17 protein-coding genes are annotated in these 24,425 nt (G+C 37.8%); 8 read left to right on the top strand and 9 right to left on the bottom strand.

From position 1 onward, the window contains the following. Positions 1-57 precede the first annotated feature (57 nt). The 6 genes from PTUN_RS12835 to PTUN_RS12810 all read right to left on the bottom strand — a co-directional run bounded on the left by PTUN_RS12835 (position 58) and on the right by PTUN_RS12810 (position 7,289). The gene (locus PTUN_RS12835) at positions 58-444 is read right to left on the bottom strand and encodes a bactofilin family protein (protein ID WP_009837349.1); all 387 of its coding nucleotides are present in this window, start codon (positions 442-444) and stop codon (positions 58-60) included. Continuing rightward, on the bottom strand, positions 434-1,705 hold the full coding sequence (locus PTUN_RS12830) for a M23 family metallopeptidase (RefSeq protein ID WP_009837348.1): 1,272 nt from the start codon (positions 1,703-1,705) through the stop codon (positions 434-436). Before PTUN_RS12830 ends, PTUN_RS12835 begins: the two co-directional genes overlap by 11 nt. 119 nt (positions 1,706-1,824) lie before the next feature. Beyond that, positions 1,825-3,135 (bottom strand): fumarylacetoacetase, encoded by a 1,311-nt coding sequence (gene fahA / locus PTUN_RS12825; RefSeq protein WP_009837347.1) that lies wholly within the window; start codon positions 3,133-3,135, stop codon positions 1,825-1,827. Between the two features lie 139 nt (positions 3,136-3,274). Continuing rightward, on the bottom strand, positions 3,275-4,321 hold the full coding sequence (gene hppD, locus PTUN_RS12820) for a 4-hydroxyphenylpyruvate dioxygenase (protein ID WP_009837346.1): 1,047 nt from the start codon (positions 4,319-4,321) through the stop codon (positions 3,275-3,277). Positions 4,322-4,804: 483 nt separating this feature from the next. After that, the gene (locus PTUN_RS12815; RefSeq protein ID WP_009837345.1) at positions 4,805-6,232 is read right to left on the bottom strand and encodes a peptide MFS transporter; all 1,428 of its coding nucleotides are present in this window, start codon (positions 6,230-6,232) and stop codon (positions 4,805-4,807) included. A gap of 268 nt (positions 6,233-6,500) precedes the next feature. Then, entirely contained in the window at positions 6,501-7,289 is a 789-nt protein-coding gene (locus PTUN_RS12810; protein ID WP_069358433.1) for an ATP adenylyltransferase family protein, read from the bottom strand. A 205-nt stretch (positions 7,290-7,494) separates the two neighbouring features. On the opposite strand from PTUN_RS12810, the gene PTUN_RS12805 reads away from it, so the two are divergent. Beyond that, complete coding sequence (locus PTUN_RS12805) at positions 7,495-9,285, top strand: ABCB family ABC transporter ATP-binding protein/permease (protein ID WP_009837343.1); 1,791 nt, start codon at positions 7,495-7,497, stop codon at positions 9,283-9,285. On the opposite strand, the gene PTUN_RS12800 is transcribed toward PTUN_RS12805, so the two are convergent. Further along, a complete protein-coding gene (locus PTUN_RS12800; RefSeq protein ID WP_009837342.1) occupies positions 9,269-10,276 on the bottom strand; it encodes an acyltransferase family protein in 1,008 nt (335 codons plus the stop codon). The genes PTUN_RS12805 and PTUN_RS12800 overlap by 17 nt on opposite strands. A 186-nt stretch (positions 10,277-10,462) precedes the next feature. On the opposite strand from PTUN_RS12800, the gene PTUN_RS12795 reads away from it, so the two are divergent. The 5 genes from PTUN_RS12795 (at position 10,463) to PTUN_RS12775 (ending at position 18,835) form a co-directional block, all read left to right on the top strand. Beyond that, a complete protein-coding gene (locus tag PTUN_RS12795) occupies positions 10,463-13,366 on the top strand; it encodes an Ig-like domain-containing protein (protein ID WP_009837341.1) in 2,904 nt (967 codons plus the stop codon). A gap of 134 nt (positions 13,367-13,500) precedes the next feature. Then, positions 13,501-15,327: an AAA family ATPase gene (locus PTUN_RS12790; protein ID WP_009837340.1), complete on the top strand. Its 1,827-nt coding sequence runs from the start codon at positions 13,501-13,503 to the stop codon at positions 15,325-15,327. 79 nt (positions 15,328-15,406) lie between these two features. Beyond that, positions 15,407-16,867, top strand: coding sequence for a sugar transferase (locus tag PTUN_RS12785; RefSeq protein WP_050760015.1), 1,461 nt, complete (start codon positions 15,407-15,409; stop codon positions 16,865-16,867). 164 nt (positions 16,868-17,031) lie between these two features. Next, complete coding sequence (locus tag PTUN_RS12780; RefSeq protein ID WP_157579374.1) at positions 17,032-18,072, top strand: glycosyltransferase family 4 protein; 1,041 nt, start codon at positions 17,032-17,034, stop codon at positions 18,070-18,072. Between the two features lie 7 nt (positions 18,073-18,079). After that, the gene (locus PTUN_RS12775) at positions 18,080-18,835 is read left to right on the top strand and encodes a WecB/TagA/CpsF family glycosyltransferase (protein ID WP_050760014.1); all 756 of its coding nucleotides are present in this window, start codon (positions 18,080-18,082) and stop codon (positions 18,833-18,835) included. On the opposite strand, the gene PTUN_RS12770 is transcribed toward PTUN_RS12775, so the two are convergent. Together PTUN_RS12770 and PTUN_RS12765 are read right to left on the bottom strand one after the other, a co-directional pair. Further along, entirely contained in the window at positions 18,819-20,654 is a 1,836-nt protein-coding gene (locus tag PTUN_RS12770; protein WP_009837336.1) for an asparagine synthase-related protein, read from the bottom strand. The genes PTUN_RS12775 and PTUN_RS12770 overlap by 17 nt on opposite strands. A gap of 20 nt (positions 20,655-20,674) precedes the next feature. Further along, entirely contained in the window at positions 20,675-21,613 is a 939-nt protein-coding gene (locus PTUN_RS12765) for an OmpA family protein (protein ID WP_040643645.1), read from the bottom strand. 374 nt (positions 21,614-21,987) lie between these two features. On the opposite strand from PTUN_RS12765, the gene PTUN_RS12760 reads away from it, so the two are divergent. Then, a complete protein-coding gene (locus PTUN_RS12760) occupies positions 21,988-22,995 on the top strand; it encodes a polysaccharide biosynthesis/export family protein (RefSeq protein ID WP_009837333.1) in 1,008 nt (335 codons plus the stop codon). Continuing rightward, positions 22,995-24,416 (top strand): GumC family protein, encoded by a 1,422-nt coding sequence (locus tag PTUN_RS12755; protein WP_009837332.1) that lies wholly within the window; start codon positions 22,995-22,997, stop codon positions 24,414-24,416. The genes PTUN_RS12760 and PTUN_RS12755 overlap by 1 nt, the downstream gene beginning before the upstream one ends. Positions 24,417-24,425 lie beyond the last annotated feature (9 nt).

The following is a 24,425-nucleotide window of genomic DNA, read 5'->3' as shown; positions in this document are numbered from 1 at the left end:
TTGCAGCACACTACCAACAGCAGCAGTGTGTTTATGAAATTGTAACTGAATGAGTACTTAGGGAGCCGTTTTAGCTGATTTAGACACTTTTGATGCTGCAATATCTGTCACATTTTCAGCTTCAGTAAGTTGTTTGATGGTCCCGGCAACCGATGCACCTGTAGCGATGCTGATGGTTTGATGAAAAATATCACCTTCTACTTTAGCTGTTTTTTCTAAGATTACTCTGTTGGCGTGCACCGAACCTGCAACTTTACCTTTGATGATGACTTCATCGGCTTTAATACTACCATTAACTGTGCCTAACTCTCCGACAGTTAAATGATTGACACTAATTTGGCCTGTAATGGTGCCATCGAATTGGATCATACCAGTACTTTTAATTTCACCTTCGAGGATAACATCGGCTGAAATTAATGATGGGATCTGTTTTTTAGAGAACATGGGCAAATGCCTTTGCTAATTTTAATGGATTGACGTGTTTATTATTATGAAGTACTTCGTAGTGTAAATGAGTGCTGGTACTGCGACCTGTGCTGCCCATTAATCCGATAAGCTCATCTTTTTCTATTTTTTGTCCGGTTTTAACCTTTATTTTGGCTAAATGGCCAAAACGCGTAACAAATCCATTTTCATGCTCAATCTCAATAAAACGACCGTAACCACCGTTATTGCCCGCTCTTTTGACGATGCCATTCGCAGGGCTGAATATTTTAGTATTTTTCCAGCCCGCCATATCAATGCCTTTATGCATTGCTGCTTTACCTGTCATAGGATCTTTTCGAACCCCATAGCTACTGGAAATGTAAAAATCTTTAGCAGGTAACTGATTGGGTAATAAGCTAATGGCTTCTTCAAGCTCTTTAAGTGTAATTAAATTTTCAACCAGTAATTGTTGCGTGTCTGAAAGAGGTGCTTGAGAGACTTGGTACAAAGGTCCACCTTGCGCTTGGCTTGCTTGTGGCAAAGCTAGTGCCAAATTTATACCTGAATTATCGATGGCCGCTTGTAGGGTATTTTTTCGTTGTAAGACTTTGTTCAAAAGAGTGGTGAAATTATTTTCTAAGTTCAGGTCAACCGCTGCAAGTTGGTTTTGTTGTTCATCCATCACTTGCAGTAAATGTACGGACTTTATTTGTGATGTTGCCGGTTTTGATTGCTCAGATTCAGATTTTACTGCCGGTGTTTGTACTGGTGGTGTTTTGCTGTCAAGTTCTTGAGGCACCTCTGGCACAAACTGTGAATCATCTTCTGGTAAATGTTCGGTAAATGCAGTTTCTGTTTGGTTTTCAAGCGGAATATCGCTTTGATCTAATTCGCTACTGAGCACCTGCTTGAGTGTAGTATCAGGTTCAATTGTGCCAGGCATTGATTCAATTAAATCATGAACCAAAGTTTGTTGCTGATTGAGTTTAGCAAGTTGAGTCTGTAAGGTTTCTTGTTTTTCGGCATAAGCTTGATTAAGTGCGGCTAATTCGGCTTTTACTTGAGCGATAGCTTGGTCTTTTTCGACAACGGTTTGATGTAAGGTAAAAAATTGATTACTGGTAAAGGCCGTCCACGCGATGGCACCGCCAATCGTTAAAAACAATAAAAACTGTAAAAAGCTTGAAAAAGTAACAAATTTAACCGCGCCATTTTGGCGGACAAAAAGTTGTTTCTCTTGAAATAACCATAAAAAACAGTTTGTTATTATTTTAAACATGGAAGCCGAGTATTATTTTTTATTCAAAGATACCAAGATTTATCAAAAAATCTAGTTTTTCGTTGATTTGAGTGTCACAAAGGAGTGCTAGAGTTCATTTGAACTCCAGCACTTAGTTATTATTTAGCAGGTAAAATAGTTCCTTCTACTGAGCCAAACCCAATGCGTTTAAAGCCGTCTTTTTCACACCAGCCGCGCATAATGACTTTATCACCATCGTTTAAGAATGTGCGTGTTTCACCATTATTAAGGGTAATAGACTCTTTACCGCCACGCGAAAGCTCAAGCATTGAGCCTGCTTCTTCATGCTCTGGGCCTGATTGTGTGCCAGAGCCAAGCATATCGCCTGGTAAGAAGTTACAACCATTCACCGTATGGTGCGTCACCATTTGAGCGACGGTCCAGTATGAATGTTTAAAACTTGATTGCGATAACTTGCTCGCAGGTGTACCTTCAGTGCGCATTTTTTCTGATTCAAGTAATACATCCATTTGAATATCAAATGCACCAGCTTCACGATTAGCTGTTGAATCTAAGTAAGACAATGGTTGTGGATCGTTTTCATCACGGTGCCAATTGGTTTTAAATGGCGCAAGCGCTTCAGTCGTCACAATCCAAGGTGAAACCGTTGATGCAAAGTTTTTCGCTAAAAATGGACCAAGTGGTTGGTACTCCCACGCTTGTAAATCACGTGCCGACCAATCATTAAATACACATAAACCAAAGACATGGTTTTCTGCATCTTCAATAGCAATTGCATCACCTAACTTGTTTCCTTTACCTAAATAAATACCGAGTTCAAGCTCGTAATCTAAGCGTTTACATGGTCCAAATGAAGGAATCTCAGCATCAGGTGCTTTTGTTTGACCATTTGGGCGATGGAATGTTTGACCAGAAACATCAATTGATGATGAGCGACCGTGATAGCCAATTGGAACCCATTTGTAGTTTGGTAATAATGGGTTATCTGGGCGAAATAAACGACCGACCGCAGTTGCATGATAAATCGAAGTATAAAAGTCGGTATAATCACCAATGCGACATGGCAGGCTAAACTCGATATCAGCTTGAGCAATTAAGGCTGCTTCAAAAGAGGCTTGGTGCGCTGAACCAGTACGTAATGCTTGTGATAATGCTAAACGAAGCGCTGACCAATGAGCTTGGCCCATTCCCATAAATTCGTTAAGGCTTGGCGCATTGGCTGCGTGGACAGCTTCTTGCGCTAGGCCAGAAAAAATATTTGCAGCATCCACAACGGCTAAGTCAACAACTTGATCACCAATTGCTACACCGCCACGAAACGCTTCGCTGCTGCCTTTACGGCGAAATACAGCAAAAGGTAAATTTTGAATTGGAAAGTCAGTTGTTGTGTTGGCTGATTCAACCCAGCTAGTTAGATTAATATCGTGTGTTTCATTGATTAAATTCATTTTATTTCCTTTGGTGCGATGCACAATCGGCCAGTATTGTAGTACAAATGGTGGCGATTAAAATTATTTAAAGTCCAATACAGAAAAAGCAGGGCATAAATGCCACTGCTTATTTTGAGTTAATTAACTGAGCCGTTAATTAAAGTACGCCACGGCGCTCTTGATCACGTTCGATAGATTCAAATAGCGCTTGGAAGTTACCTTCACCAAAACCGCCATCATCAACACGTTGGATCATTTCAATGAAGATTGGGCCAAATAGGTTTTTAGAGAAAATTTGCAGTAAGTAACAATCTTCACTTTGACTATCAACCAAGATTTGGTGCTCTTTAATTTTTTCTTTATCTTCTTTAACCCAAGGCACACGATCAAAAATCGTTTCATAGTACTCAGGAATGATATCAAGCGTGGCAATGGTTGATTTATCAAGTTTATCTAATGAGCTTACTAAGTCATTGGTTAAAAATGCTAAATGCTGAACACCAGGGCCATTGTATTCGTTTAAGTACTCATCAATTTGGTTATTGTTGTTGTCTTTACCTTCATTGATTGGGATAGAGAAAGTACCACATGGCGATTTAAGCGCGTATGAAATAAGCGCTGTTTTTTGACCTTTGATATCGAAATAACGCACTTCGGTAAAACCAAACACGTTTTTGTAGAAATTAGCCCATGTTTCCATAGTGCCTTTATAAACGTTGTTAGTTAAATGATCGATACGCAAAAAGCCTTTATCTTCAACTAGGTTTTGTTCGCTTAAATCTTCAAAGTCGTTTTCAAAGATAGAGCCTTTATCACCAAATACTTCGATGAAATAAATTAGGCTGTCGCCAATGCCATATATTGCAGGGTAAGGTAAATCTTTATTTGCTGAATCAGTTGCTGGTTTTGCACCACGCTCAACTGCAACATCAAATGCTTTTTGGGCATTTTCTACACGCCAGCCCATAGAGCAAATTGCTGGGCCGTGGCTTTTGGCAAACTCAGCCGAGAAACCTTCACGTTCATTGTTCAGTAAGAAGTGAATATCGTTTTGATTGAAATAAACAATGTCTTTACCTTTGAATTTTTTTAATTTGGAAAAACCAAAATCAGTAAAAACCTTTTCCATATAATCTGCATCTGGAGTGGCATATTCTGTAAATTCAATACCCACTAATCCTAAAGGATTTAATACTTCACTCATGTTCATAACTCCGAATACTGGGCCGATTAAGGCGCTTAGTGTTACTTGCTGTTGTGCGGATGATTCCTGATTCTGTGATCAAGTGGAAGAGGGCGGCTTCATTTAGTCAAACTTGGTTTTGTAAATTTATACGGACAATGTATTTGGCTGCTGAAAAAAGTGACTCTGTCCTAATTCGGTTTTGAATCGTTAGGGAAGTTGTTTGTCTTATTTTTACCTGAGAACGAACTATTTAACCGAGTTTGAAAAGAAAATTTAAAAATAATAATTCATAACTTTATGATTTTTAATGTTAAAAATTATATTTTTTGGCGATGTGGAAAATTCAGCGTTTCTATAAAATAGTCAGTACTGTGAAATATTAATCAATTAAACTAATTTTCAAGTGTAAAGATTTGTGTCCATTTTTAGGTTTTTGAACTGATAGACGGTAGACGCAAAAAAAAACCCGCAACAAGGTGCGGGTTTTAAATAGAATTAAACTTAACGAGAAGCGGTTACTTTTAATTCTTCGTTTAGAATTTGCTCTTCGGTTTTTATAGGTGCCTGACCTTCAGCGCCATGCATCCATATTACTAAGCGATCACTTAATAAGTACATTGCTACCGCTGAGATTAACGCTGTTGCGCCTAAGCCGATGAAAATCCCCATTGCATTACCAAGGGCCTCTTCACCTTCACCAAGATAAGAACCAACAAAACCAGCAATTTTATTTGCAATCGCAGTACATAGGAACCAAATACCCATTAGTAATGAGGCTAAGCGCAGTGGAGCAAGTTTACTTACCATAGATAAACCGATAGGTGATAAACATAATTCACCTAAAGTGTGGAATAAGTAGAAAAGCACTAACCACATCATGCTGATTTGTAATTGTTCACCTTGACCTTGAGTGGCAAGTGCAAGCACCATAGTTAAGAAACCAAGCGCTAAGAAAACAAGAGCAATAGCGAATTTAACCGGTGAGTTAGGTTCGCGTTTATCAAGTTTTAACCAAACAATCGCAACCATAGGTGCGAATATGATGATGAATAAAGAATTTAGCGATTGGAACCAAGAAGCTGGGATCTCAAAGCCCATCAATACACGATTAGTGTAATCATTGGCGAATAAATTCATTAAACCACCGGCTTGCTCAAAGCCCATCCAGAAGATGATACTAAAAACACTCATCGTGAAGATAACTTTGATACGATCCATCTCAACTTTTGTTAGTGGCTCTTTGGTATCTGAGTTTGAACGTTGTTGAGCAAGTGTTGCAGCAGGCACAACACCAATGTCACCTAAGTATTTATTGCTTAGTGCAAGTTGTAGTAAAACAGAAAGTACCATACCGATACCTGCAGCAACAAAACCGTATTGCCATCCTAGTGATGCAGCAACAGCTCCGGCTACTAATGGGCCTAATGCACCACCTAAATTAATACCCATGTAGAAAATGGTGAATGCGCCATCACGACGTTGGTCACCTTCTTGATATAAGTCGCCCACCATAGTTGAGATGTTAGGTTTAAATAAACCATTACCCAAACATAATAAAACTAAACCAAGATAAAAAACGTTCACTTCTTGTCCCGCAAGTGCACTATGCGGAATACCCATAGTGAAATGACCTGCAGCCATGAGTAAACCACCAATAATAATGGCTTTACGCTGACCTAAAACATTATCAGCTAACCAACCACCAAATAATGGCGTGATATAAACAGCCATGGTGAAGGTACCGTATAAGCTAAGTGCATCAGCATTGCTCCAGCCAAATCCACCATCTTGCACCATAGCGACAAGATACAAAACTAAGATGGCACGCATACCGTAATAACCAAAACGCTCCCACATTTCGGTACCGAATAACAGGAATAAACCCTTAGGGTGACCTAAAAAGTCGCCTGTTTTTGGAATTGAACTCATTGTTAACTTCCTAATTAAAACTATTGTTGCGGCCTTATTTATATTTTATGTGTTTCTAAGCAGACATGAATGACGCAAAGTGAACGGGTGGCCAAGTATTATGTAAGATGCCATCAATGCATTTTTTATACATATATTATTCGGTAAATATGCATAAAAATTGGATTGGTTGGGCAAAATGCATCGAGCCAGTATACATAGACCGCCTATCAAGGAAAAGCTTTTGATAAGCAAAAGCTATAAATTCTAAGTGGTCAGACGAATGCGGTTAGTTAATTTTGATTAACTTCTTCAATATATCAAAGGGATCGTGCTCGAGTAGCCAAGTCAGTTGCGTTTTATTTTTAAGAAGAAAATGCCCTGCAAAGTTTAATCCATTGGCATAAATGCCATCGGTTTGAACTTGGCTTCGTGGCAAGATCCAAAGTAAATTATGCGTAACCAAAAGGTTGTGAGGATGTGTTTGTTGCTCGTTTTTCATTAAATTGAGAGCTGAAAGACCTTTTAAATAAACTGTGTAGAGTGTTTGTGGGTCGCTATTGTGATAGGCAACAAAGTCAGCGCCAGCTAAAAAATGACTCAGATAAGGGCGCTCATCTATGAGTGCTAAGGTAAGTTGTACCACTTGCATATGCCTGTGAGGTTGGCTTGCTCCTGCTGTGGGTTCTGAATTATAAAAGCCAAGTGTAGGGTGCTGAGCGCTTTTATCATTAATGATGCGCAACCAAGCGTTAAAATCGGATAGGTTTAATACAGTATTTTGAGCCACAAATTGATTGGCACAGACCAGCAAGTGGGGTTGGATAACCGGATATTTATTCAATAATACTTTATGTTGCAAACCACATTGTGCGACAAACATAGCGGGTTCATGAGGTAAAAAAGGGTTATTTGTTTGAGTGGTTTGGTGCGGTTTTTTTTCGGCAAATTCATTTCTTAAATGATAAGTAAATTGCACACCGTGGGCGTATGTAGTGACCAATTGAGATGCAATAGGCTGTAATGAGTTATTTTCTAATGCCTGGGTTGCAATATTGTTTGCTGTTTGCCAAATCATATTCACTTCACTTTTTTTACAGTCATTATTCGCTAAGGTATATACTGGCACTTACTTGAGATATAAAAGGCATTTATCTGCCTCAAGTAAATGAACTCTTCACAGGTTAACGATAAATCAGCGTATGTAAATTATCATCTGAATTTCAGATTGTGGATTGGTTGTTTAATATTTAATTATAACTCTAACATTAATAGGTTACTGAATGCGCCACGGTTTTAGCACGCCCAATGAAAATGATAGTTTTAACTTAGCGGTTTTTAAAAAAGTTTGGCCCTATTTATTAGAGTTTAAGCATCGGATTATTTTAGCCTTTTTGTGTTTGGTTTTTGCAAAATTAGCCAGTGTTGCATTGCCCTTTATTCTAAAATATGCAGTTGATGCGCTAAATGGTCAACCGCACAGTGCCTTACTTGCTGCCCCTTTGGGCTTGGTTGTAGCTTACGGATTAGTGCGATTTGCCAATGTATTGTTTGGCGAGTTGCGTGATATGTTGTTTGGTCGAGTCACTGAGCGCGCGATGCGTCGCATTGGTTTACAGGTTTTCTCTCATTTACATCAATTAGATTTAGATTTTCACTTGTCACGTAAAACTGGTGGACTGGCTCGCGATATTGAGCGTGGTGTATCGGGCATTAGTTTTGTGATGCGCTTTTTTGTCTTCAATATTGGCCCAACCATTATTGAACTTGCCTTTGTAATTGGTATTTTATCGGTTAATTACGGCCTTAAGTATGCGTGCATTATTGCGCTTGCGGTGGTGGCATATGTGTTTTTTACCATAAAGGTTACTAATTGGCGCCTAAAGTACATTCGTGAAGCTAACCTTGCGGATAATCAATCGAACTCTCGTGCGCTTGATAGTTTGTTGAACTTTGAAACTGTTAAATATTTTAATAACGAACCGCACGAAGAGCGCAGCTACGATAAAGCTTTGGCTGATTGGGAAAATGCCCGTCGTAGTAATCGTTTATCGTTATTTAACTTAAATGCAGGCCAGGCGCTTATCATTGCACTGGCGATGACCGCAATGTTAGTCCTTGCAGCACTGGATGTTGAGCAAGGTAAAATGACTATTGGTGATTTTGTATTAGTGAATGCGTTTATGATGCAAATATTTATGCCACTCAATTTTTTAGGTTTTGTTTATCGCGAAATAAAAGGCTCGCTCACCAATATTGAGAATATGTTTGATTTACTTGCTCAGCCAACAGCGATTAAAGAGCAATCCGATCCTCAATCCTTAGTATTAAGGCAAGGCGCGGTGCGATTTGACAATGTTTGTTTTTCTTACGGCAAAGGGCGAGAGATTATTAAAAATCTTAGTTTCAGTATTGCAGGTGGTAAAAAAGTAGCAATTGTTGGCCCCAGTGGCGCAGGTAAATCTACCCTAACAAAATTGCTCTATCGTTTTTATGACATAGAAAGTGGCAGTATTCAAATCGATGGCCAAAATATAAGCACACTAACAATAGATTCATTGCGTAAACAAATTGGCATAGTCCCGCAAGATACAGTGCTGTTTAACAACAGTATTTTAGAAAATGTACGATACGGTGACTTAGAAGCAACCGATGAGCAAGTAATACAAGCAATAAATGACGCCCAGCTAGGTGATTTTGTTGCAGCCCTACCTAAAGGTGTTCAGACCGAGGTGGGTGAACGAGGCTTAAAACTATCGGGTGGAGAAAAACAGCGGGTCGCGATTGCCCGTACATTGCTAAAAAATAGCGCAATTTTTATTTTTGATGAGGCAACCTCATCACTCGACAGCCACAATGAAGCGCAAATAATGAATACGCTTAAATCGGTATCAAAAGGTCATACAACCTTAGTGATTGCCCATCGTTTATCAACAGTTGTTGATGCCGATGAAATTATTTTGCTGGCTAATGGAGAATTAGCAGAGCGCGGTAATCACCAGCAGTTGTTAGCCCTAAATGGTCAATATGCCAAGTTATGGCATGCTCAATCACATACTAAAGGTGATATTTAGTGCGCCACAAACGGCTGATGGGCGCACTGAAAATAAAGTTGATGCGATAGTCATTCACTATTTTTTGAAATAGCAGTGGAATGGCTATGCCAAAAGCGACTCCGAGTAAAAGGTGGATGGCGAAATTTTCGAGATGTAAAACCTTCGCTAAAAGAATTCGTATTCCACTGCCAACTAAAATGTGAATGAGATAAATACTCAAAGAATAAGTGCCAATAGTTAATAGCCACTGAAGTGGGTGCTTATTAATTAAGCAAGCTAGTTGTATAACAAAATAGATACTGGTTAAAGCGGTTAACAGTGAAAATAATCCTCTATCGCTAAAAACATGATCTTGATGGAAAAAATATTGCACCATTAAGAAAGCAATCGCACTTAACAATAATAGCGTGTTATTAGACGCAGGTTCTTTATTGAGCTGATTAAAATAAATCCCTGCAACAAAAAACACTAAATTCTGATAAACCAAATATAAGTTAAAACCTTGAGGTAATTGGGCCGCAAACACATAAAGAGCCGCCGTGAATATAAATAAAATAGGTGTGTATTTCACACTCATAAATTTATAAGCCGCCAATGAGATTATAAAAATATAAATGAGGGCATAGAGAAACCAAAACTGCATTCTTGGTTCAGTAAAAAGCTGGAATACTTCTCTAAAGGTAATACCGTTGGTGGTGAATTGGCTTAGCACAACTTCTATCGAGCCTTGAAATAGCGACCAAAAAATATAAATATAAAAAAGGGTATCTATTTTTTGATTTATTAGGCCACCGACATGATATTTTTGTAGCGAAGAGTAAAAAAATAATCCAGAAAGAAAAAAGAATAACGGCATATGAAAGGTATAAATAACACTATAAATGAGGGTGAAATAAGTTTGATTCATTTCAAAGCCAGCATTTACTAAACCACTTAAAACATGGCCAAAAACGACTAAGAAAATGCCAATAGCTTTACAATAATCAACCCAATTTGAACGTTGCCCCATTATTAATTCATACTTTAATCTAAAATACCGACCTTGATTCTATTGTAAAAATAACTCGATTGCGAGTCAGCAACGTGTTTTTGGGGACTGCTATTTTTGTTAAAGCCACAAAACTACTTTTTTTTGAGCTTAAACTAGGTAAAATGTCTTAATAAATTGTAAATGATTAAAAGTCTTTGGTGTCATATGCCTGTTTTAAAAGTATTTTTTAGTGCCTTTATTTTACTGCTTTTAACTGCATGTGGCAGCCCTCCAGCGGAAGATTCAGCGGTTCCAACCCCTGAGAAAATTTCAATAGTCCCTTATACCAATCCGATTTATCAAAGCTCTGCAGCGATTCAATTAAGTTTGATTGGCACCTTTGCCGGTGGTCTAACTGAAGATCTTACGGCAAAAGCAACATGGGCTAGTTCAGATGAGAGTATTGCAAAAATCAGCAACAGTGGACAATTACAAGCAGTTGCACCTGGTACCGTAATTATCTCTACAACTTATAAAGGTGTCTCTGCAAGTTATAGTTTTACTATTTTATCGGATCTTTTACCCGCGGAAGAAATCGTCTCGATAGGGATAAAAACCACTGCAAATGCTTATTTAATTGGACAAAGTGGCGTTAAATTCAGCATTTTTGTTTTTTACAAAGACAGCAGTTTTAGCGAAATTGCGACAGGGATCACATGGGGAAGTAGCAACCAAACTATCGCCACAATAGATGCATTAGGGAATTTGGTTTTTAAAGCTGAAGGCGAGGTAGAAATTAATGCAATCTATCAAGATTTCTCAGCTTCACAAAAAATAACAGTAAAACCTGGTATTAAAAGTATTGCGATTACCTCAACACAACAAAGCTATTTTGCCATGGGGGATTTTGTTCAGTTGTCTTTACTCGCCGCATTTACCGATAACAGCTCTGAAAAAATAGTTGATGGAATTGTTTGGCAAACCAGTGATGACTCCAGAGCAACAGTGACTCAAGATGGTTTACTTAATCCCTTAACTGTGGGGCCGGTTGATATTAGCGCTACAGTATTTAATTTAGAAACTACGCTGAGTATTTATATTGATGAAATTGAAACTAATTCAATTGAGCCAATTCAAGCTTTTGGAAAATTGCCGTCAAAAATTGTATCTACTTTTAAAGTACTTGATGGTCAAGGCAAGCCTATCACTGGTTTAGCTGCTTCTGGAAGTGATAGTTGGAAAACGAAATTTTTAGTGGAAGAAAATGGAGTTGATGTTGGTAAGCGTAGTGAATCTTTTGCTCAGATAATTCCGATTGAAGATGCGGGTTTGGTCCAACCTCTAGTTTTTGCTCTAGACATAAGCGCGAGTATCAGTGATAGCGATTTTAGCTTATTGATCGAAAGCATCCGTAATATGATTTATGTTCAAGCGAGCGGTGGCCAATTAGAATCTAAATTGTTAGCAGGTCAGACGGTTTCTTTGGTCATTTTTGACCAAACGGCTGATGTCTGGTTTGGTGCGACAAATAATTTAACCATCATAGCTCAAAAACTTAATGAGCTCGCCCTTTTGAATCGTCAATCTCGGGTTGATAATAATTCCACCGATTTATACGGCGGGACAATAAAGGGATTGTCGCAGTGGAATAATGAGTCAAGTTCTGAAGGGATTGTACAGGGCTTTTTAGTGTTAATTACCGATGGCGCCCATGAGTCCGGTACTTCTTCACTTAGCGATGTTATTGCAGCGCGAGGTAATAAAGACGTGGTGGTGATTTTTACCGCTGAGCTTGAAGCCGGTGCTGCAATACCGACTGAGCTGAGTAAAATCGCTTCTAATGGTCAAGTAATTACTACTAAAGGGGATTTTTCACTTATTACTTTGGCTGTTGATACACAAAATCAGCTTATCAGTGATCAACTCAGTTCAATTTATCAGCTTGAATACGTAACACCTAAACGCCAAGGAACTTGGGAGTTAAAAGTTAGCTTGCTCGATGGTAGTGAAAATGTGCCGTATATTTTTGGTCAATATGATGCAAGCAAATTTACAAAAACGACACCCGCTGAAATAAAACTATCTGGAGTGTCTGCTAAAGGTTCTTCAACCAAGGCTTATTTTAATGTATCGCCACAAACAGAGAAATTGATAAAAGCGACTACCAATTGGACGGCCAAACAACCTGATTATGTTTGGACTAATCACTCCTTTTTGGTAAAAAACCCAACAGATAATACGATTGCTGCTTTGAAAATGGATGATGCACAAAGTGATGTAATTAAAATTATTGATAAGAATAACTATGTTGCAGGGACTTCGCCTGCGCAAAACGTGAGCTTTGAACTGGCAGTAAATAGCTCTCATACCGAGCTGGTATTATCCAAATATAAATTAGTTGATAAAGAAGAAATAAATATCTTGGCGCTAAGCTCAGCCAGTGCACCGAGTTTATTTAATTGGCGTATTGTCGAAGAACTTGCTGGCGCTGATTGCAAATTGGCCGCCAAAGATTCAACGACATTTGCAGATACCTTATTTAATGTTACTGAGGCCAAATTAAAAATTAACTCAGAAACTAAGTTACCAGGTAGCTGTGTTATTCGAGTCATTGATTTAGCAAATGATGGGGCCATTTTTGATCAGTATATTGTAATTAATGAACAGGGCACTGCGATTGATATGTCAGCCTATAATCCATCAGATGAAAAACTAATAGATTTCGAAGATGGCCAACTTGCCGCTTCTATGACAGGTGATTGGGTTGTTAGTGAAAATACCTATACAGCAACGCAGGGGCAATATCAGGTCCATTCTAAAAAAGAGTTAGCTGAGGGGAAAGCGAGCGTGCTTCGAATGACGGTTCGAGAAGCCAAAAGTATTCAGTTCCAATATAAGCTTAATAAAGGTGCAGGAGATGAATTTGGCTTTTTTATCAATAAGGCGTATACCAAAGCCGCTTTTTATAGTGATAAAGCTGAAAATGATAGCGAATTTAAAACAACAGCCACTTATACGTTTGATGGTTATGAAGCGCCGTTCTTGTTGGAGTGGATTTTTATACGCTCAAACAATCCTGCGCAAAATGGTAATCAAATCACTCTGGACAACATAGTTCTAAAAAAATAATTGTTGTAAGTGCAATAATATTCATAACAAAGTATTACAAAGAGCTGAACAACAAAAAAAAATAGCGTAAGATAAACAAATTAGTGAATTTAATATTTGTTATTACGTAATTTTGACTTGGGGTGAAGTAATCAATGTATAACGACTTTTATAATTTTAAAAGTGAGCCTTTTGAAAATACATTAAATGCAAAATTCTTTTTCCCGAGTGATAGTCATCGGGAAGTCTTAGCCTCTTTAATGTATGGCATTAAACAAGCCAAAGGGGTGTTGCTATTAACAGGTGAGATTGGCGCCGGAAAAACGCAAGCATTAAAAGTACTTAAAGACTTACTCACAGATGATAAAAATAACAAAATTATCGAAATAACGAACCCTAAATTGGGGTCTGATGAGTTTTTCTATTTTATTGCTAGTTGTTTAATGATTGAAAATGCCGCTGATATGGGCGCAAATCAACTTGTTGCTGAAATTAAAAACAAATTATTAACCGGTCGCAGTGATGATTTTCGCTTTGTTATTTTAATTGACGAAGCTCAGATGCTCAATGATGATGCCCTTGAGAAAGTAAGGTTATTATCTAATTTAGAACATCTAAGTAAAAAAATGGTGCAATTTGTATTAGTTGGCCAACCAGAATTACTGACAAAGCTAAACAGTGGTCCAAATCGTGCTTTGTTACAGCGGGTGGCTATTAGTAAAGCGTTGGGTTACTTAAATCGTGCCCTTACAGAAAATTACATCGATTATCGTTTAAAAACAGCAGGTGTTACACGAAAAGTATTTACGCACGCTGCGGTTGATTTAATTTATACCATTTCGTCAGGGAGTCCTCGCTTAATTAATCAGGTTTGTGATGCGAGTTTATTTCATGGTTATCTGAAAAAATGTGACACTATTGATGATAAAATTGTCACTCTAGCTAAAGCCGATCTACCCTTTTTAAGTAGTGTACCGCCAGCACAAACATCGGTAGAGCAGGTAAATGACGCGGTTTTAACTGAAGCTGTTCAAAATGAGCCTGAACCATTAGTTGCCATTCCTTTACCAAGTAAAAAAATAAATCAACCATCACGTATCTCATTTGATAAAGCCATGCTCATTAAACTTGCAGGTGTTTTGGTGGTTTTGTTATTGATTTACTTAGTTTATTTAACGATTTCGTTATCAAATCAAGCAAATAGCAATTCAAGTTCACAACGTAATATGCAGCAAAAGTTGCCATCATCATCTTATAGCCAAACGCCACTGCGATATGATTCTGAAGAGGCAAATGCTGATATGAGACCTTCGATGCCAGTTGATAATTCTAACAGTCGGTATCAGATTAAATCTCCAACTAGTGTACAGTCGAATTTTGACCGTAGTTTTGAAAAGGTTGCCCCTTCAAATCCAGCAGCGATGAATGATCATCGTCTTAGTATGCCTTTGGCTGCGGTTGATAAAAGTAAAATTTCAACCACAAATACAGCAGCTGTATCTGAGTCATCATGGGATTCAGAGCATGATATTTATTTTCCTTTCCATCCTAATATGCAGGGTTTAAATGCGATTCGAGTCGATGAAGGTGTTGCACTTAGCCAAGTTATAAAAAATCAATACGGCGCGTGGAATGCGACAATTGAAGATATTGTCAGGCAGGTTAACCCTCATATAAATAACTTAAATGAAGTTAATAGCCAGCATGATCTTCAGTTACCTATTTTATCTGAGATTGGTTTATTAACTCGGACTAAGACCGGAAGTGTATATGTCTATTATGGTTCTTTTACCAAACAGAGTGCGGCAAAACAAAGCGCTGATTACTTGAATCAACTGGGGTTTAAAACCGTTTTTCAAAGTGAAAAATGGGATTATCGCTATGTTTCAAGAGTGTTTATAGGGCCTTATGCATCATTTGACCAAGCGCAGGATGCAATTGTTAATTTGAGCTTTAAGGATTTTGAGAAAATTTTTAATTAATTAAACTCAGGTTAGGTTTTTTATTTTCCCGAGTTTTATCAATTAGTTAGATGTTAGTTCGAGTATTAAGGTGGTAGATGTGACTCGCTCCAATAATTTAATCTATAAGGTTTTTAAATTTAGTGATTTACTAGCATTTATAGTATCACTATTTATTTTAGTCGGTTTTAACAGTACGTTAATTGAATCGAATAATATCTATGATTTTTTGACTATGCGTGTTTCGATGGTCAATTTTATTATTGTTTCTATTTTGTTTGGCTTATATAGTTTTTTCTTTGAGCAACTCTCGCTTTATCAGCCTAAGTATTTACCTCATACCTTAATAACAGATGCTTTTTCGATTATTAAAGCACAACTGATTATTAATATTCTTGTACTCGCTACGGGTAATTTACTGAATATTTCTATCTTCACCGGTTGGTTGGTTATACTGGTATTATTTCCTGCTACGGTTGTATTAACATTATTATTTAGACACATAGTCTGGTTCTCGATTAAACGCTTCCACCTAGGTGATTCAAATCGCCGCCATATTTTATTTTTAGGTGACTGTGAGTACGCATTTGCGTATGCAAATAAACTTAAAAATCAAGAAAGCCATATCATTGGCCATTTGTCTGCAGATGCATTAGGTTCAAATCATAACGATAAAGTGATTGGCACTTTTAAAGATTTTGACGAAATTTTGAAATACAACATTATTGATGATCTTGTTATTTTTACTGATACCTCCGCCAGAAATCCAGATTTAGATAGTGTGATATACCGGGCTCATTCCCAAGGTATAATGTTACGCTTTCCTATGGCTTCAGTGGTCAGTACATTATTTAAAAATACTGAAATGACAAAAATTAATCTCGATAATATTAGTTTTTCATCTACTGATAAAGCAGCACCAGAGCTTACTGTACAATCTGGTTACCATATTGGTGGTGCATTTATTTTTAAACGTATTATTGATTTAACTGCGGCTGTACTTGGTTTAATAGTATTAAGTCCGTTATTTTTAGTGTGTATTATTTTAATTAACTTGCAATCACGCGGTGGTGCGTTTTTTGTGCAAGAACGTTATGGTTATAATGGTCGCATTTTTAAACTGATCAAATTTAGAACCATGATTGCCGGTGCAGATGCCATGCAAGATAAGCTTAGAGAAACTAGCAATGAACTTGATGGCGCGGCGTTTAAAATGAAAAATGATCCGCGGATCACGGCGTTAGGCCGTTTTTTACGCAAATCAAGTATCGATGAACTACCGCAATTAATTAATGTCCTTAAAGGGGATATGAGTTTGGTTGGACCGCGTCCTTTACCAAAAGCAGATTATGACCGTTTCACTGATTTTAGGCATTTAAGACGATTAAGTGTATTGCCGGGGATCACAGGAAGCTGGCAGGTTGATGGCCGTAATAACTTATCATTTAATGAATGGATGAAACTTGATTGCGATTACATTGACAATTGGGATCATTGGTTAGATATCAAAATATTACTAAAAACCATCCCTGCGGTTTTAAAAGGCAAGGGAGCTTCTTAAATGCAATCGGAACACTCAAAAAAAAACTGCTTTTTTTAAACTCTATATTTCCGATTTTAAGTGAAACTTTTATTTTCGATCAGTATCAGAGGCTTAAATCTGAAGGTTTAGAGTTTGAGATTATCTCAAGTCATAAACCTTCAGATAATGAAGTACACCCTCACATGAAAGCGATGCAAAATGAGGTGAGCTATTTATGTGAGGCGCGATGGGGTGAGTTGTTATTATCGCATTGGTTATTTTTAATTTCTTCGCCTGTTGTTTATTTTAAAGCACTTTTAAGAGCATTTTTATTAGAAGAAAAGCTCAAAACTTCAATTGCCCATTTAACGGGCGCCTTATTATTAAAACGCCGTTATCCTGAACTAACTTGGGTTCATAGCCATTTTACCTATGGTGCAACTGCAATTGCATTTTGGCTCAAGTACATAAGTGATACTCCCTATTCGATTACTTTACATGGTGCTGATCTTACTTTTGATAAAGTGCCCGATTTAGCGCTGAAGATGCAAAATGCAGATAAAATCGTATCAATTTCCCAGTTTAATCTTGATTATCTTAACAAGTATTTTCCTGCGGTAGATCTAAACTGTTGCCAAGTCATTCCTTTAGGTGTGCCGGCAAAATTATCTGTCTCACCACAGACGAATCAATTACAGCAGCCGTTAGAGATTTTATCTGTAGGGCGCTTATCGATACATAAAGCCCAGCATTTACTCATTGAAGCATGTAGTTTGCTGCAAAAAAACAATATTAAATTTAATTGTACAATCATTGGCGAGGGTCCTGAGCGTCAAGCGCTTACGCAGCTTATTGAGCAATATTCTTTAGCTGAGCATGTGCAACTTGTTGGTGCAAAGTTTCACCATGAGGTATTGGCCTCTTATGCAAACGCAGATGTATTTGTACTGTCGAGTATTACTGAAGGGATGCCGCTGGTATTGATGGAAGCGATGCAAAATGGGGTGTTAGTGATTGCGCCGGATATTGCTGGGATCCCTGAACTATTAGATGCTGGCAAAGCTGGAATATTAGTACCTGTTAATGACGTACAAGCATTAAGTGACGCAATCGAAAAAGCCGCTTTAGATCCTTCTTCGACTTTAACCATGCAGCAGCATGCTATTTTTCACATTCAGCAGCATTTTGATTTAGATAAAAACACCCGTATGTTTGCTGCTATTTTTAGATCATTATTTTCTTGAGGGCTTTATGTTATTAACTCCATTTCGTTCGGCTAAGTTACTTGGCCTTAATTATCATGTAATTAATAAAGTTGAGCTTTTTGAAGTGATAAAACAGCAAGTAAGCAGCAATGAGCCTCTTAATGTCTATAACCTCAATGTGCACGCAGTTAATTTGAGTTTTACCGATTTGGCTTACAGGGAAGTACTTAACAGTGGCGATTTAATTTTTGTTGATGGCGCAGGTGTAAAACTAGGCGCTAAAATACTTGGATTAGAGGTGGGTCAGCGAATGACACCGATGGATTGGCTTGATGAACTATTTAGCTTAGCAACATTGCACCATTGGCCTCTTTTTTTACTCGGTGATGAAACTGAACAAGGTATTGCGTTTGCAGAGCAATTAAAAAAGCGACATCCTGAATGTCCTTTTGTTGGTCATCACCATGGTTTTTTTAATCGTGATAATCATGAAAATGATGCTGTTGTGGACCTCATCAATCAAAGTGGTGCCAAAATAGTTTTGGTTGGCATGAGTATGCCTATTCAAGAGAAATGGATAGCTGCAAATGCGCATAAATTAACTGCACCGGTCAAAATAGCCACAGGTGCGTTTCATCGCGTATATACCGGCAATATTTCTCGTGGTCCAAAGTGGATGACGGATAACGGCCTTGAGTGGTTATATCGTTTATTTGTCGAACCAAAAAAGACCTGGCGTCGTTATGTGCTAGGAAATCCGTTATTTTTAATCCGGATCCTCAAAGCTAAGCTATTTGGTTAATTTTAATCTGCTTAGCGCGTTGATCTAACCAAAGCCCGATTGTAATAGCACGTAATAATAAATCATGATTGTCTTCATTCCAGTCACAAAATGGTTTTTGCCATAGATCTTGGCCCATAATATGGTTTATTACATTGCGAGAGGGCTCTGATATTGCGTACCATCTGTCTTGAAATAGCTGACTATGTTGCAAATAAGTTGCAAAATCAGGCCAAGAGTTATGGGTTGAAATAGATTTAGAATGTTTAAAGAGCTCTTTGAAGTGTCTAATTAACTTAAACTTAACTCTGCGGCTAAAAAAGTGTAGCTTGATCATAGTTTCGGATGCATTTAAACGCCCGCCATGGTTATTATTTGGTACTTTTTGCGCGGCTTTTGGCAGCAGCATTTGAACTGCATCAGCAAATGTACGGTAATTGAGCTTATGTGCTTTGGGCATAGTGCGATAAATATCAATTATTTCATTATCGCAAAATAGTGGATCCCACGGTGTACAGCGCATTAAATACAATCGGCCCATAGCATCTGCTTCGCGATAGAGTGGGCGAATGCGTTTATCTTCCAGTTGTTGAACTGTGCACTGCTCAAAGTCAAAATAGCGATTAATGCTATGTCTTACTTTAGATTGCCACTCATCTCCTAACTGGAAATGAGGTTGATAAAAGCTCGCTTGTGTTTGACTTGCTTGATAGAGCGGCAGTGGGCGGCCCAAACATTTCTTTGCTTGTTTATTAAAGGCAAGGCCCTTTAATAAATAATCGGTATAACAACCAGTCAGTAAGCTGTCCCATTTGGTATCAATAAGTTTGTTACCAAATTGATGATAATGTGCATCTTTGATTGACCACATTCCGCCACTAACCCTAATGCTTTCATCAAAGCCTAAAGCGTAGTGATCGAACTCTCTAAAATAAGTGTGGTGATCTGAACTTGCGATTTGAGCCAGTTTTTGCGCCGTTTTTGCTTCTAAATTAAGTGAGTCACAAAAGGTTATGGTCGTGAGTTTTGATGGTTGTGGATGACTAAATAAAATTGAGCGAGAATCCGCGCCACCACTTAGCAATAATGCTGACGATTTTATGAAGCTATGAGTGCGTTTTTGCATGGCAGTTGAAATTGCGCAGGCAATCTTTTTTGACCATTCAAGTTGACTCATATTGGATTCAACTTGAATTTCTGACCAATAGCTTGTTTGCTGTTCTGTAAATCCAGCTGCATTGAGTTCAAAGGTATAGTGACTAGCAGGTTTTAATACTGTTATTTCATTATAAAAACAGGCTTGATCAAAGCTACTGCCTGTCGCAAGAACTTCAGCTACGGCTAGGTGATTTAAACTAGGTGTCGTGCATTCTTGATGCAGCCAGCTTGCTAAATTATCTGGATGAGAGCTTAGCATCAATTTGGGCTGATTTTTGGCTTGGTAAACATTATAAATACCAAGTTTATCTGTGAATAAGGTGACCTTCTGAGCACAAATAATTATGACCGCAAAATAACCATTGAGCACCTGACTGAATGACTGAGGCTGATTGAGCCAATGATGAAGCAGAAATCGGCCGACTAAACCGCCGCTTAGGTTTAAAGTCTGCGCGAATGCTAAGTCTTTTTTAGCCAATACAGGGCGACCTAAAACAAATAAATGCGTTTGGCTTTTCTCATCAAAACTTGGTTGCCAAAGCTCCGAGCTGTCGTTACGGCTCATACTTAGACCGACGTTGTCGGTCTTTAGCGTAAAGAGGTTGGCATGGTCGGTGAAGCGATTATCTGTTGCATGCTCAAGTGGATAGACACTGTTTTGACCTAATAAAAAATCGCTCATAATTTTTGTAGCTATGTTCTTTAAAGTACTAAATGAATTTCAACACGGCGGTTTTCTGCTTTTTTAGTGCCATCAGGAGTTCTAACTGCAGGGTGGCGCTCACCAAGTGCGCTGATGTCTATTTTATTTTCAGGAACACCAGCCAAAATAAGTCCATTAAGCACATTTGTTACACGTCTGGTCGATAAGCCTTCGTTATAAATATTTTGACCGGCTAAATCGGTATGACCAGAGAGTACAACCGTCTTTGGTTTCCATTCATTTACAGCTTGTTTTACTTCATTAATAGTAGCAATCGCTGTTTTGGTTAGATGATCTTTATCAAATTCGAAATAAACAATAAATTCAGGTGGCTGTTTGTTCTTTGCTGGTTCTTTTTTGGCTGGCTTTTCATCACAGGCACACGGCTCAACTTTGGCTACTCTTGTCTCGGGTTCTGCTTTTGTTGTAGGTTGTGGTGCTATTAATGCAAGCGCTTTAAAGAAGTCACGTTTGCAGACGTCAATGTCATGTTGTTGGAAGTTTTCTTCTTGTTCTTGCATCCAACAATCAAACATTACTTGGGCTTGTGCTGAAGGTGCGGGCAGGCGTTCTTTACTGCCTAATGAGAATGCTTGCATTAATGCGTGACGTGCGACTTTTAATTCTTCATATGCATGTTCAGGGATACGACGCATGTTAAGTTGCTGTGGCTCTACAATTCTACCATTGTTAACGCGCTGAGCTTTTTCACTGAATAATGCGTGATCGGCGACATCATTTTCATTATCTTCTTGTTTTGCTAGGCCTAAATACCCTTCGTATAAATAATAATAAAAGCTCGAATAATCTTCTTCGTATAGCCCTTCAGGTTGGTATGTTTCTGGAGGGGGAGTTTGGCTTGTACAGCCGTTTATGGAGCTAAATCCAATAAAAAACAATGAAATATAGAAGAGACGAGGTAGTAAATGAGTGTTCATAAGTAGTTCCAAAATAGTCCATTGTTATTGAAAATCGCTAAAGATAATAACATAGTTTATTGTTTTTAATAGTAATGATAGGTTCAAGCCTGATTGATTTTTATTGCTTTTTTATTACGCAATTTGTTGTGGCATTGCAAATGATTTATTTACGCTTCATTAACTTCTATTATTGCAGCGATTGCAAGTCGATTGATTTTACGGAAATAATTATTCAGCAGTAGTTCAGAAATAAGGATTAGTTTGTAATATTATGTTATTGTCAAACTTAAGCCAAAAAATATAATATATGGCTAGTTTAGTCTGCGTCTAGTGGCTAATTAATTAGATTCTCTTGTGTTATTTGCCGTTTGGGTTATTGGGATTCATTAAATATGTATAGATTGTTTATTGTTTCATTACTTGTGTCCTTGCTAGTCGCTTGTACAGCACCTTTTGGCCCTGCGCAGATAGCGAATAATCGCCAAGTATATGACGATAAAGTATTGTACATCAGTCATGATTATATGATTTCCTCTGGCGATCAAATTGAAATTTCATATCATATCGATGTAAGAAAACAAGATGTGTACCGAATTGCTGTTAGTGATCAGGTTCGAATTGAATTTCCACACTATCCCCAGTTCGACCGCTCATTAAATGTGCGTCCCGATGGTATGATCACAGTGCCTCATTTAGGCGATATCGAGGCCTTTGGTTTTACACCAATGGAACTTGCGGCCAAAATAGAAGAGGCTTATACCCCAATTCTTAGAAATCCTAAATGTACTGTGGCGTTAGTGCGTTATGGCGAAAGTATTCGCGAACTTAAAGAATCAATAAAAACAGCTACCCGAGGCCAAAGCCGTTTAGCGCTTGTTCAGCCTGATGGCCGTATTGCAATTCCTCTGATTGAGCCGATGCGCGTTGCCGGAATGCGAGTTGAAGAAATTCAAAAAGAAATTAATGATGAATATCAAAAGCTTGTTCCAGGTATGTTTACTTCAGTAACATTAATTAATGCAACAGGTAACCGAGTTTATATTATGGGCGCAGTGAAAGAGCCTGGCTATTATCAATTGCAGGGGCCAACCACGGTTACTCAGGCTGTTGCTATGGCAAAAGGGTTTATGCCTAATGCAGTTGCATCGGATACTTTATTAATTACCCGTGATGAAAGAAATAATGCGGTGGGTCGTTTAGTTGATATCGAGAATATTTTTGATACTGGAAACATAGGAAGCGATACCTTACTTCGTCAAGCCGATGTTATTTACGTACCAACTAGTCGTTTAGGTCGGGCTGCAATTGTTGGTGATACTATTCGTCGCTTAATCCCTGCTGATTTGGGGTTAATTTATAGCGTTTCTGAATCAGTCAATTTTATCCATAGTGGTGATTAATGGAACACGGAACATATAAAAATAAAAAATTGCCTAAGCAAGAACAAAATCAAACCATCCGTGACATAGTTGGTATCTTTTTCATTAAAAAAACATTGTTTTTAGGCAGTTTTTTTGCAGTCGTTTTTGCTGCTTTGGCTGTGGTATTGTTGTATCCGCCTATTTATGAAGTAAATGCTAAATTGGTGATTAAGCCGCAAATTGAAACCCCTGTAGTGTTTGATAAAGATGTTTCTCGGGTGAATTACGAAAATCGTGTTGATACTCAAATGATCAATACCGTTATCGAATTATTAAAGTCTGAACCTGTTATGACCGAAGTGGTGATGAGTCACCATCTGGCGCCAAGTAACGATGAATTTGAAATTCAAAAAGCCATTTTAAAATTAAGTGCCGGATTTAAAGCTGAGCCATTATCTCTATCAAATATTATTCAGCTAAAACTGCGAGGTGGTGATCCACAAGCGATTGTTGAGCAACTAAATAGTATTATCGATACCTATATTTCTTATCATATTAATGTAAATCAAACTTCAAAAAGTAGTTTAGATTTTTTTGATAAACAAACAGATACTTTTCAGACCCGTTTTACTGAGTTAACTAATAATTTAGCTAATGAAAGCCAACGAGTGAATGTAGCAAGCCCTACATTACAAAAAGAAAATATTTTACAGTTAATTAGAGATTTGGAGTATCGCAAAACGGAAGTGGCAATGGACACGAGCTCACTAAACGAACGTTTATTATTAATCACTAAAATTAAGAAAAATATTAAAGGTGATGATAAATGGGTCGGTTTGCCGCGGGATATTTTAGACAGTTTTCCTGCATTAATTGAAATGTCTAAGTCATTAGCTCAATTAATTATCAATAAACAGCGCGCTATGAGTGATTACTTACCAGACTCAAAAGCTGTGACAGATGCAGAAAGTCAATATCGTAATATGCATAAGCAAATCCATATTCAAATGAAGCAAATTATTGACGAGTTAGAGACTAAAGTAAAAAGTCGTCAAAGTGAGCTTAAAGAAATAGAAATTAAAATAGCTGAAGCACAGCAAGACCTTGGTTTATTAACCGCATCGTCGATTAATTTAGAACGTTTGCAGCTAGAGCACGATTTAGCTAAAAATAACTACACCCTATACAGCACTAAACGTGAAGAAGCGCGGATCAATTTAGAAAAAGACCAAGCTTTGTTTGCAAACGTTTCAATTGCAACACGTCCGGTAAAACCATTAGTTCCTTGGTTTCCACAAAAAACAAAAATTATGTTAATGGCAATTATATTGGCTTTTTTCTTAGCAATGGGCTTATGTATCGCAGCTTACTCGCTAGATCAACGAGTGGTTATGCCAAATGATATTATTTCAAAAACAAAAATTAGGTATCTAGGCTCGCTAGATGACACCTCTGCTTAATTCTTTTTA

This window comes from Pseudoalteromonas tunicata, assembly GCF_002310815.1.
Taxonomy (GTDB): Bacteria; Pseudomonadota; Gammaproteobacteria; order Enterobacterales; family Alteromonadaceae; genus Pseudoalteromonas; species Pseudoalteromonas tunicata.
The sequence above is the reverse complement of the archived record's forward strand: the minus strand, read 5'-3'. Positions and strand labels throughout refer to the sequence as shown.